Origin of the sequence: Actinoallomurus iriomotensis (assembly GCF_030269445.1) — a bacterium.
Classification (GTDB): Bacteria; Actinomycetota; Actinomycetes; order Streptosporangiales; family Streptosporangiaceae; genus Actinoallomurus; species Actinoallomurus iriomotensis.
Map to the genome: position 1 here is coordinate 73,207 of NZ_BSTJ01000007.1, position 14,227 is coordinate 87,433.

General features: G+C 70.4%; 11 protein-coding genes. 7 read left to right on the forward strand and 4 right to left on the reverse strand.

The annotated features are described in order from the left end of the window. The first annotated feature begins 107 nt into the window (after nucleotides 1-107). The 4 genes from lanL to QSK37_RS26995 all read left to right on the forward strand — a co-directional run bounded on the left by lanL (nucleotide 108) and on the right by QSK37_RS26995 (nucleotide 6,607). Complete coding sequence (gene lanL / locus QSK37_RS26980; RefSeq protein ID WP_285626354.1) at nucleotides 108-2,705, forward strand: class IV lanthionine synthetase LanL; 2,598 nt, start codon at nucleotides 108-110, stop codon at nucleotides 2,703-2,705. A 210-nt stretch (nucleotides 2,706-2,915) separates the two neighbouring features. After that, nucleotides 2,916-3,872 (forward strand): sensor histidine kinase, encoded by a 957-nt coding sequence (locus tag QSK37_RS26985; RefSeq protein WP_285626357.1) that lies wholly within the window; start codon nucleotides 2,916-2,918, stop codon nucleotides 3,870-3,872. A 43-nt stretch (nucleotides 3,873-3,915) separates the two neighbouring features. Next, entirely contained in the window at nucleotides 3,916-6,132 is a 2,217-nt protein-coding gene (locus QSK37_RS26990; protein ID WP_285626359.1) for an ATP-binding protein, read from the forward strand. Nucleotides 6,133-6,301: 169 nt separating this feature from the next. Then, nucleotides 6,302-6,607, forward strand: a complete 306-nt coding sequence (locus tag QSK37_RS26995; protein ID WP_285626361.1) for a hypothetical protein — start codon at nucleotides 6,302-6,304, stop codon at nucleotides 6,605-6,607. A gap of 64 nt (nucleotides 6,608-6,671) precedes the next feature. Here QSK37_RS26995 and QSK37_RS27000 read toward each other — a convergent pair whose 3' ends face one another. Beyond that, nucleotides 6,672-7,715: a hypothetical protein gene (locus tag QSK37_RS27000; RefSeq protein WP_285626362.1), complete on the reverse strand. Its 1,044-nt coding sequence runs from the start codon at nucleotides 7,713-7,715 to the stop codon at nucleotides 6,672-6,674. Nucleotides 7,716-8,198: 483 nt separating this feature from the next. On the opposite strand from QSK37_RS27000, the gene QSK37_RS27005 reads away from it, so the two are divergent. The 3 genes from QSK37_RS27005 (at nucleotide 8,199) to QSK37_RS27015 (ending at nucleotide 11,031) form a co-directional block, all read left to right on the forward strand. After that, nucleotides 8,199-9,236, forward strand: coding sequence for a DUF2891 domain-containing protein (locus QSK37_RS27005; RefSeq protein ID WP_285626364.1), 1,038 nt, complete (start codon nucleotides 8,199-8,201; stop codon nucleotides 9,234-9,236). A gap of 77 nt (nucleotides 9,237-9,313) precedes the next feature. Then, nucleotides 9,314-9,850 carry an RNA polymerase sigma factor gene (locus QSK37_RS27010; protein ID WP_285626366.1) on the forward strand — a complete coding sequence of 179 codons (537 nt, stop codon included), beginning with the start codon at nucleotides 9,314-9,316 and terminating at the stop codon, nucleotides 9,848-9,850. Continuing rightward, nucleotides 9,850-11,031: a hypothetical protein gene (locus QSK37_RS27015; RefSeq protein ID WP_285626367.1), complete on the forward strand. Its 1,182-nt coding sequence runs from the start codon at nucleotides 9,850-9,852 to the stop codon at nucleotides 11,029-11,031. Before QSK37_RS27010 ends, QSK37_RS27015 begins: the two co-directional genes overlap by 1 nt. 26 nt (nucleotides 11,032-11,057) lie before the next feature. Here the strand turns inward: QSK37_RS27015 and QSK37_RS27020 are convergent, their stop codons facing one another. The 3 genes from QSK37_RS27020 to QSK37_RS27030 form a co-directional block, all read right to left on the reverse strand. Continuing rightward, nucleotides 11,058-12,278: a tetratricopeptide repeat protein gene (locus tag QSK37_RS27020; protein ID WP_285626369.1), complete on the reverse strand. Its 1,221-nt coding sequence runs from the start codon at nucleotides 12,276-12,278 to the stop codon at nucleotides 11,058-11,060. Between the two features lie 62 nt (nucleotides 12,279-12,340). Next, entirely contained in the window at nucleotides 12,341-13,597 is a 1,257-nt protein-coding gene (locus QSK37_RS27025; protein ID WP_285626371.1) for an MFS transporter, read from the reverse strand. Beyond that, complete coding sequence (locus QSK37_RS27030) at nucleotides 13,575-14,192, reverse strand: mycothiol-dependent nitroreductase Rv2466c family protein (protein ID WP_285626373.1); 618 nt, start codon at nucleotides 14,190-14,192, stop codon at nucleotides 13,575-13,577. Before QSK37_RS27030 ends, QSK37_RS27025 begins: the two co-directional genes overlap by 23 nt. Between the last annotated feature and the right edge of the window lie 35 nt (nucleotides 14,193-14,227).

A 14,227-nucleotide genomic window follows, 5' to 3' on the forward strand; every position in this document is an offset into this window, starting at 1 on the left:
GGTCCGGCTCCGCGAAAGACCGGGCTTCGGTCCACGGGCGTCGGGAAAGGCCATCGCGCCGATCGGTGGCCTTTCCCGGCCGTCCCCTTATGCGCTCAGGGATGGCGATGGACACACCCTCATCTGAAGCCGGTCCGGACATTCTCGGCCTGATCGCCGAGCTAGCCGACCGGAATGGTAGGGAAATTGGTTCGGATGACACGTGGATAAATGTTCACGACCCCACGTTCAAGCTGGACCCGCAGGGCTGGAAACTCCATGTGTCGGCACGTCCGGCGACTCTGGAGGCCACGCTTCGGCGCGCCATTCCGATTCTGTTCGCGGTGGCCTGTGACTTCAAGGTCGTACGGTCCACTGAAATGCTCCGTGAGTTGAACTCCGGCGACCTCGACGCCGGAGCGGTCGGCAAGGCGATCACCGTCTACCCGCCCCAGGAGGCGGTCGCCGAGATCGGGCATCGCCTCGCCGAGGCTCTCGTCGGGCTGGCCGCGCCGCGTGTGGTCAGCGACCGCCGGGTGCGGCCCGACGCGCCGGTGTACTACCGGTATGCCCCGTTCGCGCCGCAGTACCGGGTCGACGACAACGGTGACTTCGAGCTGGTGGTGGTCGGCCCGGACGGTGAGAGCCTGCCCGGCGCGGCCGGCGCCGAGTACACCTGCCCGCCGTGGGCCACCGACCCGTTCCGCCCGGCCGCGCCCGTCCCGGCCGGCACCGCCGGCGGCGGCGCGGCGGCCCCGCCCCGGGCCCGGCGCATCGGCGGTCGCTACCGCGTGACCTCGGGCGTCATGCGGGGACCGCGCGGCAACGTCTACCGCGCGGTCGACGCACGCGAACGGCCCGTGGTGGTCAAGGAGGCCCGCGCGTACGTCGGGGAGAACGCCGACGGCACGGACCTCCGGATGTACCTGCGCAACGAGCTGCGGATCCTCACCGCGCTCGCCGGAGTCGCCGGCGTCCCCGAGCCGATCGACCACTTCCGGCACGGTGAGGATGAGTTCCTCGTGATGACCGACGCGGGATCCAGCGACCTCAACCGGTTCGTGGGCGAGCAGGGCGTGTTCCGCGACGCGCCCGGCGACCGGGACCTCGCCGTACTGGCGTCCCGGCTTCTCGGCGTGCTGGACGCCGTGCACACCCGCGGCGTCGTCGTACGGGACCTGTCGCCCAAGAACGTCGTGCTCGGCGCGGACGGTGGCTGCACGCTGATCGACTTCGGCACCAGCCGCTACGAGGACCTGCAACTGCCCGGCTGGAGCCGCGGCTACAGCGTCCCCGACCAGCGCACCGGACGGGCCTCCGTGCCCGCCGACGACTACTTCTCGCTCGGCGCGACCCTGTTCTACGCGGCCACCGGCCTGAACCCGATCATCATCGACCCTGATCCGGAGCGCGGGGTGGAGCGGACGCTGCGGTGCCTGGCGCGGATCTTCCCGGGCGTGACCACGGGCGTACGCGGGCTGCTGCCACGCCTGCTCGGCCTCGACCCGGAGGAACGCGCGGAGGCCGCCGCCGACATCCGGGCCGGGCGGCACGGCCGGACCGCCACGACCGCGGCCCGCCCGTACCCGGCGCCCTCGGCGCCGACCGGCGAACTGCTGTCGGCGGTCCTCGCGCACACCACCCGCGAGTGCGTCCGGTACGCCGAGAAACTCCTGGAAGGTCCGGCCGACGTACGGCGTTCCAGCCCACCGGTCACGAACGTGTACGGCGGCTCGGCCGGGGTCGGCATGGAGCTCCTGCACCACCCCGAGGGCAAGACCGTCGCCGCCGACCTGGCGCGGTGGACGGTCGAGAGCATGCCACCGGCCGAGCTGCCGCCGTCGCTCTACTTCGGCATGACCGGCACGGCACTGTTCCTCACCGCCGCCCGGCTGACGGCCGTCCCCGACCTTCCGCTGCCCGAGCCGATCCGGCGTACCGGAAGGGAGCCCGCCGACCAGGCGCACGGCGTCGCCGGGATCGGCACCGGCCACCTCCTCCTCGCCGCCGTCGACCCCCGCCCGTCCCACCACGAGATCGCCGCCGAGTGCGCCCGGCGCCTGATCACCGGGGACGTCGCCGAGCCCGGCGACGCGCCGGAGGTGGAACTGCCCGGCTCCGGCGTCGCCGTCGACCTGGCCTACGCCCACGGCGCGGCGGGCGCCGCGGACTTCCTCCTCGCCCATCACGAGGCCACCGGCGACGCCGAGTCCGGCGTGGCGGCCCGGACGCGGTTCGCGGACCTGGCCGAGGCGGCCGAGGCGTTGATCGGCGACCTGAACGGCCCCGCCGCCCGCCCGATGGGCGCGTCCTGGTGCCAGGGGATGTCCGGCATCGCGAGCGCCCTCCTCCATGCCGCACGCGCCTACGACGACGACCGGTACCTGGCGCTCGCCGAGCAGGGCGTCCGCGCCTGCCTCGCGCTGGCGCCCCGCGCGTGGGTGACCTCGCAGTGCTGCGGCCTCGCCGGAATCGGCGAGGCGCTCATCGACGCCGCGATGACGACGGGCGACCCGGCGTACTGGCAGGGCGCCGAGGAGATCGCCGCCCTGATGCTCACCCGCGCCGGCGGACCACAGACGCAGCCGATCTTCCCCGGCAACGACCTGGACACCCCGGCGTACACCTGGGGAACCGGAACCGCGGGCGTCCTGTCGTTCCTCCGCCGCCTCGACCACCGCACCGGTTCCCGGCTGTGGACACCCGGCTGGTGCCTCCCCACCTGACCTGCATCGCCACGAATCGCGTCATCCGCATCACCGGCCACTCCGGCGTCACTCCTGCGCCTCGTGACCGCGCCATCTAAGTAGGTACCTACGTAGTCCCACCGTTGTCCGCCCTGCGGGTCGGCGGAGACGCTGGCGGTGATGAGTTCAACGGTCACCGGTCGCCAGGGGGGTGGTTCCGTGTACCGGAACAAGCAGTGTGAGCGTCCGATGTCACGCAGATACAGAAGCTCGATCCTCCGGCTCGCCGCGGGAGGGTTCCCGCTGGCGCTCCTCGTGGTCGTCGCCGCCGCGAGCATGCCCGGGGCGATCGGTAGCCGGCAGGCGTCGGAGGCCGACCACACGACCATCGTCGAGGCCGCGGGCGGCCTGGCGGGAGTGGTCGCTCTCGTCCTGGTCTGGGCCGGCTACCTGGCGGTGTCGCTGCGGACGACCCGGGCCGAGCTCATCGCCTCACGGGCACGCCTGGTCACGGCCGGCGACACGGCTCGGCGCCGCGTCGAGCGTGACCTGCACGATGGCGTCCAGCAGCGGCTGGTCCTGCTGAAACTGGACCTGGGGCGGGTCGAGTCGGAGGTGTGCGGGGACGACCACCTGCGGCGTCAGCTGAAACGGGCGCAGCAGGACGTGACGGAGATCCTGGAAGAACTGCGGGAGGTCGCGTACGGGATCTATCCGCGGATCCTGTCCGCCGGTGGGATCGAGTCGGCGCTGAGGACACTCGCCCGGCGATCTCCGATACCGGTACGCCTCAATATGGCCATCGACCGGGACATCGACGAACAGGTGGAGACAGGCGTGTACTACGTGATCTCCGAGGCCCTGACGAACGTCACCAAGCACGCCCACGCCTCGGTGATCCACGTCGACGTCCGTACGGAGGGGAACCACCTGCGGCTGACCGTCCGTGACGATGGGATCGGCGGGGCCGACCGCCACCGCGGGTCGGGGCTCGTCGGCCTGTGGGACCGGGTCGAGGCCATGAACGGAACGATCGAGCTCACGAGCCCCGTCGGAAAGGGCACCACTTTGTCCGCCGAGATCCCCATCGCGCGCCGGCGGATCGCCGACTCCCGGCTGGGGCTGCCGGGGAGAAGGCCATTCGGTTCATCACGTAGCGTGAAGCATGGTCACGTCAGCGCGGCGGCCCCTCGGGAACCTACCTGAGGAGCGGACACGCTTCGTCGGCCGGCGACAGGAGTTGCGGGACGTGGAACGCCTGTTCGCCGACACGCGGTTGCTGAGCCTGACCGGGCCCGGCGGCGTCGGCAAGACACGCCTGGCCCTGCGGGCGGCGGCCAAGAGGCGGCGGGCGTTCACCGACGGTGTGTGGCTGGTCGACCTGTCGCCACTGCGCGGTCGCGGGCTGCTGATCCAGGAGATCAGCACCGCGTTGGGGCTGCGCGACGCGTCGGCGCGGTCGTCGGTGAGCTCCTTGGTGGCCTACCTCCAGGACAAGCACCTGCTCCTGGTGCTGGACAACTGCGAGCACCTGCTGGACGAGTGCGCCAAGCTCGTCGACACCCTCCTGGCCGGCGCATCAGGTCTCACCGTTCTGGCGACCAGCCGGGAACCTCTCAACATCCGGGGTGAGCGGGTTCTCGGCGTGCCGCCCCTGGCGATGCCCTGCCTGAGCGACCGGCCGAAGGCGGAGGCGATCATCCGGTGTGACGCGGTCCGGCTGTTCGCCGACCGGGCCGCGCTCGCGGCGGAGAACTTCGCGATCACAGCGGAGAACTGCGGCACGGTGGCGAAACTGTGCCAGCGGCTGGATGGAATGCCGCTGGCGATCGAACTGGCGACCGTCCGGCTGCGGATGCTGTCGGTCGAGCAGATCCTCGAACGGATCGAAGACCGTTTCCATCTGCTGGTCGGCCGTGACCGCACCGTGCTACCGCGTCATCAGACGCTGCGGGCGGCCATCGACTGGAGCTACGAACTGTGCTCGCCGCAGGAACGGATGCTGTGGGAGCGGCTCTCGGTGTTCTCCGGCGAATGCGACCTGCAGGCGGCCGAGCAGGTCTGCGCCGGCGGCGGGATCGCCCGCGAGGACGTCCTGGATCTGGTGGCGGGCCTGGTCGACAAGTCGATCCTGATCCGGGAGGACCACGGCCAGGCGCGATACCGGCTGCTGGAGACCATCCGCGTCTACGGGTACGAGCGCCTCGCCCAGTCGGGGGAGGAGGAGGCCTTCCGGCGCGCGCACCACGATTACTACCGGGACATGAGCGGCAGGGCGGAGAGGGAGTGGTTCGGCCCGCGGCAGCTCCAGTGGCTCGAACGGATCCGGCTCGAGATGTCCAATCTCCGGGTCGCGCTGGAGTTCTGCATGAGCGGTCCCGGCGAGGTCGACGTCGGGTTGGAGATCGCCGCCGCCCTGAGAGTCTATTGGATCTTCTACGGATCCATGGGAGAGGCGCGTCATTGGCTGGACCGGGCGCTGGGGCGTCCGACGGGCCAGCCTTCGATCAAGGCGAAGGCCCTGTTGGCCGATGCGTTCATCGCTCTGCTGCAGGGCAACATCGACGACGCGGTGCCGATGCTGGACGAGGCCAGCACCGGGCATGCGCGCGACCCGCAAATGCTCACGAGCATCCTCTTCGTCCGCGGAACACTCGCTCTGTTCCGTGGGGACACGGCCGCCGCGATTGCCCTGCTGCAGGAGGCGAGCGGACCTGACGACGCCGGTGATGCCTTCCACACCTCACTCTTCCTGGCGATGGCCGCGGTGTTCGACGGCGACGAGCGCGGCACCACCTACAGCGTGGAATGCCGGTCCAGGGCGGAGGACGCCGAGGCGGAGTGGGCCATGACGTGGGGCAGCTGGGTGCTCGGCCTGGATGCCTGGCGGCGCGGCGCCGTCCCGGACGCCGTCCCCTTCTTCCGCGACAGTCTGCGGCGTCAGCGGCGGATCAACGACAAGTGGGGCCCTACCTGGAACATCGAAGGTCTGGCCTGGGTGGCGGCGGCCGCCGGGGATCACGAACGCGCGGCGCTGTGCCTGGACACCGCCCGCAGGCTGCGAGAGTCGATCGGCGTATCGATTCCGCAGCTACTGCCGTTCTCCGAGGCCCACGAGGCGTGCGAGGCCCGTGTTCGTGAGTCTCTGGGACAACAGGGGTACCTCGCGGCGATCAGGCGAGGGGCGGGTCTCGAACTCGACCAGGCCATTGACTACGTGCTCGGCGAGGACGACCTGTTGCCCGGCGCGTCCGCGCCCTCACGCGACGCGGCGTCGCCGCTGACGCCGCGAGAGCAGCAGGTCGCCGAGTTGATCGCCCAGGGCAAGACGAACAAGGAGATCGCGGCGAGCCTCGTCATCGCCCAGCGGACCGCGGAGGCCCATGTCGAGAACATCCTGGTCAAGCTCGGCTACACGTCCCGGGCGGAGGTGGTGATGTGGATGACCGAGAGCAAACACACTTAACCGACATACCGGCATGAATGGATATTTACGCCAAAGACCGCATCAAGTTTGCGCGTGAACCCCGAAAAGTCTACTAAGCATGAACGCTCAGGGGGTAGATAGCGCAGGGAGATGTACCCGACCACTCGTCCCTGAGCAGATGGGGGCGTCGAAAGTGAGATATCGGCGCATGAGATCGTTCACCGTTCCGGCCCTGAGCGTGTCGTGCCTGGCGGTATCGCTTTGGCTGGTCGGATGTGGTTCGGCGCGGCCCGCGAGCGCCCAGGTCTCCTTTTCGTACAACGGCTATCATCTCGTGGCCGGTGACGGAAACGGAACCGGCAACAGGAATGTCTGGATCGTCAAGAGCCCAACGATCAACAACGGAATACAGATGATCCTCGGCGGTAATGCCGGGAGCATCTTCTCCAGCCAGGCCGCGATCTGCAAACGGAAGCGCACCTGTCGCATCAACCAGAAGATCCACGTACGCTGAGCGCCGCGAGGAGAAACGCCATCACCGGTGAGTCGGGATGATGCCGTTGTGGCTGGAGTCCGGGTTAGGTGAGTCGGTCTCGGTTGGCGTTCGCTTCGGCGCGTACGGCGTCGGCGAACGCGTCTTCGTCTTCTGGGTCGGTGTTGTCCTGGTAGATCAGCCAACAGCCGCGGATTCCGTCGAGGAGGTCTTCCAGGAGGTCGTGTGCGGGGCGTTTGGGGTCGAGCGGGGTGGTGCGGAGCTCGTTGAGGAGCGCGTCGCGGAGGTGCCGGTCCTGGTGTTGTTCGGCGAGTTCTTCGGCCTGCGCGATCTGGTCGAGGAGTTCGCCGAGGTCGGGAATCTGGCCTTCGGCGACGGTCATGGCGCCGCGGACCAAGCCGGTGACCGTCTCGTACGGGCTCAGGCCGAGTTGGAGAAGTTCCAGCACGATGGTGGGGGTCTCGTGCGCGAGGGCCTCGATGTTGTCGGCTTCCACGATGATCTGGGTGGGGGCGAGGCCGGAAGCCTTGGCGGTGACGTCGGCGGCGGCTTGAAGCCAGTGGGTCGCCGCGATGGCGCCGGCAGCGGGCTCGATCTCGGTGAACAGGGCCGGATCGCCGAGCGGGTCCGTGGCGAGGATCTCGTCGGCGGCCTGAACCTGGGCGGGCGACGCGCCGGCGCGAGTGAGGGCCACGGCCTGGCGGGCCCGGCCGGAGAGTTCGCCGAGTTCTGCCTGTTCGACGGCGGCGAGTTCGGCTTGAACCTCGGCGACGACTTGTCCGGTCAAGCCGGGATCATTGATGCTGTGCAGGGCTCGACCGACCTGATGCGCTGTCTCCTCGACGGGGTTGTAGGAGACGGTCAGCATGCCGCCGGATGGCAGGTTCGGTCTGGTCAAGGCCTCGGCGACTGTGGCGAAGGCTTCCCGGTGCCCGTCGCGCCGCCAGCCCTCGGTGTTCACCTCAAGGTCGTCCGCTGCCGCGGCCGGGTGGGTGTAGGTGCGCCAGGCCTGGGCAGAGAGGAGCGTCAGAGCGTGAACGAGACGCTGAATCGCGTCGTCGGGGACGTCGCGAGCGAGTTCGGCGATGGTTGAGGCGGTGCAGCCCGTACCGGTGTCCCAGAACACCATGAGCGCGTGACGTTCCTCGTCGAGGGCGTAGGTGCTCACACCTCGCTCCCTTCCACTTCGGTCGGTGGCGTCCACTGTGCCACGCGGTGCGTCGGTGTGTGCCGTGGTTGCCGCACCGCTGAGACGTGGCTGCTGGTGTACGGCATGCTCTCCAGACGGTGGCCCGCCCAACGCCCGCCTGCTGAGCGACGCGCTGATGAGTGACGGCACCAGGACGCTCGCCCACCAGCAGCTCCCGGGCTCCTCGGACCGGTGCTGTCCACGGGCACCGCTCGCTCAGGCAGGGACAGACGCCTCGGTCCTGAGCGCGCCTGTGGCTTCCACCGGTACCCCTCCGAACCGGTGTCGGTGGCCGCGACGCCACTCAGGACCGAGACTCCCTCTCTCTACTCACAGCGAAAAACAGGATCGGCGTATCACAATGTCGTCTTCCATCCCCTCGGCCTGCACCGAGCAGACCACCGCCAGGACCGGGAGACGGCTTTGATTCAGCACCACGAACGGCAGGATCGGCTGGCCGGGTACGCGAGCGACTTCGCCGAAGTGGCCCTGGCCAACATCGTCCGGGAGTACCCCCATGTGATGCTGCATACGATGTCCGGCCCTGAAGACCGGCCGCGGCCTCGGGACGTCAATCCGGCGTTCTACGGCAGCTTCGACTGGCATTCCTGCGTGGAGATGCACTGGCTGCTGATCCGCCTCCTGCGCACCGCGTCAGAGCAGGTTCCCGGGCAGCGGATCCGCGCCGCGCTGGATCGGCACCTGGCCGCCGAACCGCTGGCGGCCGAGGCCGCGTACATGGGCGACCCCGACCGCGGTATCTACCAGCGCCCCTACGGATGGGGATGGACCCTGTGGCTCATCCACGAAACAGCCACCTGGGACGACCCCGACGCCCGCCGCTGGACGACCGACCTCACCCCGCTCGCGGACGTACTCACCCAGAACTACCTGCGATGGCTCCCCAAAGCGACCTACCCGGTCCGCTACGGCGTCCACTCCAACACCGCCTTCGGGCTCTCCCGCGCCCTCCCGTACGCCCGCCACCGCGCTCGGCACGGCGACGGCACGCTGCTCACCGCCATCACCGAAAAGGCCCATCACTGGTACGGCGGCGACCGTGACTACCCCGCCCAGTGGGAACCCGCCGGTGTCGACTTCCTGTCGCCCGCCCTGGTCGAAGCCGAACTCATGACACACCTGCTGCCACGCGACCGGTTCGCGGACTGGCTGGACGGCTTTCTCCCGCGCATCGCCGACCGGCAGCCGGCGAACCTGTTCACCCCGGCCACCGTCTCCGACTCCACCGACGGCTACATCGCCCACCTCCACGGCCTCAACCTCAGCCGCGCATGGTGCTGGCGCCGACTCGCCGAAACCCTCGGTGACGCCGATCCGCGTACCCCGGCCATGCTCCAAGCGGCACAACGCCACGCGGACGCCGCCCTCACCCACGCCACCGGCAGCCACTACGCCGTCGAACACTGGCTCGCCTGCTACGCCGTCCTCCTGCTCACCTGAACAGCCCGACGCCAGTTGATTTCGGGTCGGTCGTCGCTCAGGAAGCAACCTTCGAGCCGCTCGTTGGTCTTAGAGCCATGACGTTCGATCAAGGCTTGGCCTCGTGCGGCGCCGACAGGCGGCAGGAGGCCGCCGACCCTGCGAGTCATCTGACGGAGTTGTTCCGGGTCCATCACATGTCGCTGGTCCGCCTGGCGCTCCTGATGTTGGGCGATCAGACGAGCGCGGAAGACGTCGTACAGGATGTTTACGCGCGACTGCAGCGGCGGCGCCGATCACGTCCTCCTGCGGACCTGGCCGCTTACGCCCGTGCCGCGGTACTCAACGCGTGCCGGTCCCTGCTGCGCCGCCGGGCGCTGATGCGTCGGTTCGTGGAAGTGCCCCAGCCCGTCTGGTCAGCGGAGAACGACGTGCTGATCGCCGAGGACCGCCGGCGCGTTCTCCGTGCCCTCACCCGGCTGCCGCCCCGGCAGCGCGAGGCGATCATCCTGCGTTACTACCTCAACCTGTCCCAGGCCGAGATCGCCACATCGATGGGCATCAGTCCCGGCACCGTCAAGTCGACCCTTTCCCGTGGCCTGACCGCGCTGCGTGTCCAGTACGAGGAGGAGTAATGATCACAGAACTGCTGCGCGAAGCGCTGAGCGATGCCGCCGCCACCGTCGAGCACGTACGTCCGCTCACCGGCCGGGTCCGACGCAGGCGCCGCTGGGTCATCCCGGCCGCCGTCACCGCCACGGCCGTGACCGCGGCCATGGCCCTCACCGTGGTATCGACCCGGCCAGGCGATGTGACCCGGCCGGGCGATGTGACCCGGACGAACGAGGGGGCCCTGCCGAGCGAGGTGCCCCTGCCGATGAAGGCTCGGCCTCCGGCGCACGCACCGACCGCGGCGCGCTGGACGCTGGCGGCCTACACCGACGCCAAGTACGTGCTCGTCGGCGCGGGAACAGGTGGCGAACCGGTCGCGGTCAACGACGCGGCCACCGGCAAGCAGATCGCCCAGGTCCCCGTACCCCCGGGCTCGACCGGGTACTGGGACACCGCAGGTGCCGGCGACAACCGCACCTTCTTCCTCACCAGCGTCGACTACAAGCGTGCGATCGTCTCCTTCTACCGGCTCCGCCTGAACGCGGACGGTCATCCACAGCAACTGTCCGAGCTGCCGCGGGCCACCCTGCACGACGGTCTGCAGGGAGAAGGTCCACAACTGCTCGCCGCTACGAATGGAGGCACCAAACTCGCGTACGTGACCGAGACCGGCGCCGAACTGACCATCACGCACGGCGGATCCTCCATGACCGATGACGCCGAGATCCGCGAGCGGATCCACATCATCGATCCCCGCACCGGGGACCAGCAGGCCATCAGCCTGCCGCAGGGGACCGTGATCGATGAACTGGTCTGGGCGCCGGACGGCCGGGCCCTCGCCTTCACCGAGGAGACCCCCGGCAACGGCTTGCGCACCCTCGACCCCGCGACCGGCGCCATCCGTCATGTCGACCTGGGTGGCGACGATGGGGCGTTCCGCGCCGCCGACATCGGCTCGGACGGCGACATCGTGGCACTGACCTACCGCGCGGACGGGAACCATCTGGTGTGGTACTCCCTCGCCACCTCCAAGATCACCCGCGATGTGCCGCTCGAGCATTCCCACACCGACCAGGCGGTGGGGCCGACCATCGTCGGCGACGCCGCCGTGGTGGTGATCGGTAACACCATGTACCGAGTCACCGGCACCAGTGTTCGCACACGGCATGTCGGCCATGACATCGATCTGGAAGGCACCTGGTAGATGCCGTGAGCGCCGGGGCGAATGACTCAGGACGCCATGCCGGTACGGCGAGGGCCGTCCGGGTCCGCAGGGGACGCGTGCGCTCGTGTCGTACGGTGAGCGGGCGTGTCGCCGTCGGCCCGGCCGTGCCCCGCGGCATCGGCGTGCCTGGTCTCGCCGGCCGGGGCGAGCAGCCAGTGGTGGAAGGCGGGATACTCGCGCGCCAGGCCCGCGGCGTCGAGCGCGTCCGCCAGCTGGCGGCGTTCCTCCGGCTCGGGTCGCCAGTGCTCGCGGAGCGTGGTCAGCGCACTCGCCGCCAGGGCGGTGAGCTGTTCCCTTGTCTCCGTCATCCCGATCGACGTGCACAGGTCACGGGCGTCGAGCGTCGTGCGGAGCAGCCGTACGACCAGGTCGGGGTCGCCCGGTTCGGTCTCCAGCCGGGCGGCGAGAGCGCTGATCCGTTCGCCGAGGTCCGTGAGCGTCCGGCCGTGTTCGCGTGCCGTGTCCGGCGCCGCGTACAGGCTCAGCGGGATGTCCTCGAACGTCGCCAGCCGTTTCAGCGCCGCCTTGGCCGTCTTGTTCCGCCGGTCGACGGCCAGCACCGCCTCGGCGAGGGCGCGCGCCCGCTCCCGCGCGGCCAGGGTGGTCGGCTCGTCCTGGCCGAGGGCCGTGGACAGCCGCAGTGCGACCTCGGCCTGCTCGCGCAGGAGCGTACGGTCGGTGCCGGCCGCTCCCGGCACGCTGAGGTCGGGGCGGCCGAGCCGTACGGCGCACCGCTCATAGGTCGTACGGACCGGGCCGGGGATGCCGCACGACTCCAGGTACTCGATCAGGGTGCGCAGGACGCCGGGGCCCGGTTGCCCGTCCAGCACGGCCTGGAGGTCGGGAACGGCTTCGGGCGAGCGCCCGAGGCGTACGCGCAGCAGCCCGAGGAACAGCCGGTAGTCCGGATCGTCCGGCACGAGCGCCACCGCGGCGAGCAACGGCTCCTCGCAGGCCGCCCAGTCGAGCCGGGCGCTCAGCGCCCGGTACAGCGTGTAGTGGTTCCAGTGGTCCGCCGGATCCGTCTCGACCGCGCGGCGGGCCGCGGACACCGCCTCGCCGCCGCGGCCGTCGAGTTCGAGCAGGATCTCGGCCAGGAGGCGATGGTGGTCGGCGACGTCCGGAGCGAGTGCGGCCGCGCGCCGGGCGTGCGGCTCGGCGTCGGCGTGGCGTCCGGCGGAGCACAGGTCCGATGCCGTGTCGTACGACGCCTCCGCCTCGGTCATCGGCTCACCACGACATGGAACTGTACGGCCTTCCCAGCCCGCGCGTCGCGGCACATCGCCACTCACCTCCGGGATCCGGCCGGACGAACATCTCGCGCCGATCCGGGACGCCGTACCGACCCCGGGGCGACCACGGTCGCCATCGCGATCCCGCCGGCGAGGAACAGGCCGGCCGGGACGATCCAGCCGAGCTCGAAGCCGGCCAGCGGGGCCAGCACGGCCGGCCCCGCGCTCCGGGCGATCGGGACGGCCGCCCCGTAGGTCGCCTGCCAGGCGGCCGTGCCGCTGGTGGGCGCGAGCCGGTACCCGAGATCCCACGCGCCGACGGCGAAGCGGACCTCGCCGAGGACCTGGGTCACGATGCCCGCCCCCAGCCCGAGGGCGATCAGCGCGGGCGCGAGACGGTGCCCCAGCAGAGTCGTCCACAGCAGGCCGGACGACGTCGCGAGCAGGGCTGCGCCCGTGAGCAGAGCGTGCCGGGTTCGCTCGGCGGTCGCGACCCGGATGGCGACGCGGCGCTGCATCGCCATGACGCCCAGGGTGTTGGCGAGGAAGCACGCGGAGATGGTCCATCGCGGGACTCCGGACGCGTTGGTGATCATCAACGGCAACGCGACGCTCAGCATGGGCATGTACAGGTAGAGCACGGATGCGGCGACGGTCGCGACCAGCTGGGGCATCGTCGTACGACCGGCCTCGCCCGCCACGGGACGGCCGGCCGACGCCGTCGGGGCCGGTGCGGAGATCCGGATTCCTCTCGCGACCAGCAGGCTTGTGACCAGGTAGAGCAGCGCGTCGCCGGCCACGACGACGCGCAGGGCCCCGATCTCGCCGAGACCCAGCGCCAGACCGCCCACGGCGGCGCCCACGGCCACGGCCCCGTTGCCGATGGACTGCAGCCTGGCCCGTTCGGTGACGGCGGCCGCCGGGTCCGCCGCGGCCTGGACGAGCGCGGCGCGCAACCCGCCCCAGGCGCTCTGGCCGCTGGCGTACACGAGGAACGCGCCGGCGACGAGGGCCGGTTCGCCGCCGAGCGCGAGGCCGAGCAGCCCGGCCGCGCAGCAGCCGAGGGTCGCGGCGCTGGTCGCGACGAGACCGTGGCGGTCGGCGAGGCGGCCGACGCGGCGCGAGAGCAGCGCACCCGCTCCCCAGCAGAGGGCGAGCAGGATTCCGACCCGAACGGGGCTCCAGCCGAGTCCGACCAGATAGGCCGCTGACGTGACGTAGAAGGCGCCGTCGCCGGTCTGGGCAAGAGCATGCGCCTGGCCGAGGCGGCGCAGCCGCGTCCGGCCGTCGTCAGCTGGTCCGCAGCCGCTCATCGCGAGTCCCCTTGATCTCGCTGAACGACGGGGTGGTCGCGAGGGTCGACACCGCCTGCCACAGCCGGACCGCGGCGTCCCCCCGCGGTACGGCGGTAAGCACCGGGCCGAAGAACGCGCGGTCCGCGACGTGCAGGATCGGAGTGCCGCCGTCGTCGGCCAGGGGTTCCGTGGCCGCCTTGGTGCGGTTCCGCAGGTCCGCGTCCCAGGACGGGTCCTCCGCCGCCTCGGCCAACTCGGCCGGGACGCCGAGTTCGTGCAGCGTCAGCGCGAGGTTCTGCGCGTCGTCACGGAGACCGTCGACGTGCCGCCGCCGTCCGAACACCTCATAGAAATCGGTCCACAGGTCCGCGTGAGGTGAGGCCAGCAGGGCGGCCGCGACTCGGGCGGGTCGCCACGCGCGCTCGTTGTAGTCGCGGTACCACGCCTCGAGCTCACGCCCTTCGTTCACCACGGACAGGCTCATCAACTCCCGGCGTACCGCCAGTCCGCTCTGCGTCTCGACCTCCGCGAGCCAGTTGCTGGTGATCCACGCGAACGGACAGGTCGGATCGAGGTAGGCCGTGACGGTGGGGACGATCAAGGTAGTTTCCACGGAAAGTATATTAGTTGACGTGGAAAGTATGCTGT

What these genes read in the sequence shown, in the direction of transcription:
- QSK37_RS26995 (WP_285626361.1), top strand. Translation starts at nt 6,302, where the DNA reads ATGAGATCGTTCACCGTTCCGGCCCTGAGCGTGTCGTGCCTGGCGGTA.
- QSK37_RS27015 (WP_285626367.1), top strand. Translation starts at nt 9,850, where the DNA reads ATGATCACAGAACTGCTGCGCGAAGCGCTGAGCGATGCCGCCGCCACC.
- QSK37_RS27000 (WP_285626362.1), bottom strand. Translation starts at nt 7,715, where the DNA reads ATGGTGTTCTGGGACACCGGTACGGGCTGCACCGCCTCAACCATCGCC.
- lanL (WP_285626354.1), top strand. Translation starts at nt 108, where the DNA reads ATGGACACACCCTCATCTGAAGCCGGTCCGGACATTCTCGGCCTGATC.
- QSK37_RS27010 (WP_285626366.1), top strand. Translation starts at nt 9,314, where the DNA reads ATGACGTTCGATCAAGGCTTGGCCTCGTGCGGCGCCGACAGGCGGCAG.
- QSK37_RS27025 (WP_285626371.1), bottom strand. Translation starts at nt 13,597, where the DNA reads ATGAGCGGCTGCGGACCAGCTGACGACGGCCGGACGCGGCTGCGCCGC.
- QSK37_RS26985 (WP_285626357.1), top strand. Translation starts at nt 2,916, where the DNA reads ATGTCACGCAGATACAGAAGCTCGATCCTCCGGCTCGCCGCGGGAGGG.
- QSK37_RS27020 (WP_285626369.1), bottom strand. Translation starts at nt 12,278, where the DNA reads ATGACCGAGGCGGAGGCGTCGTACGACACGGCATCGGACCTGTGCTCC.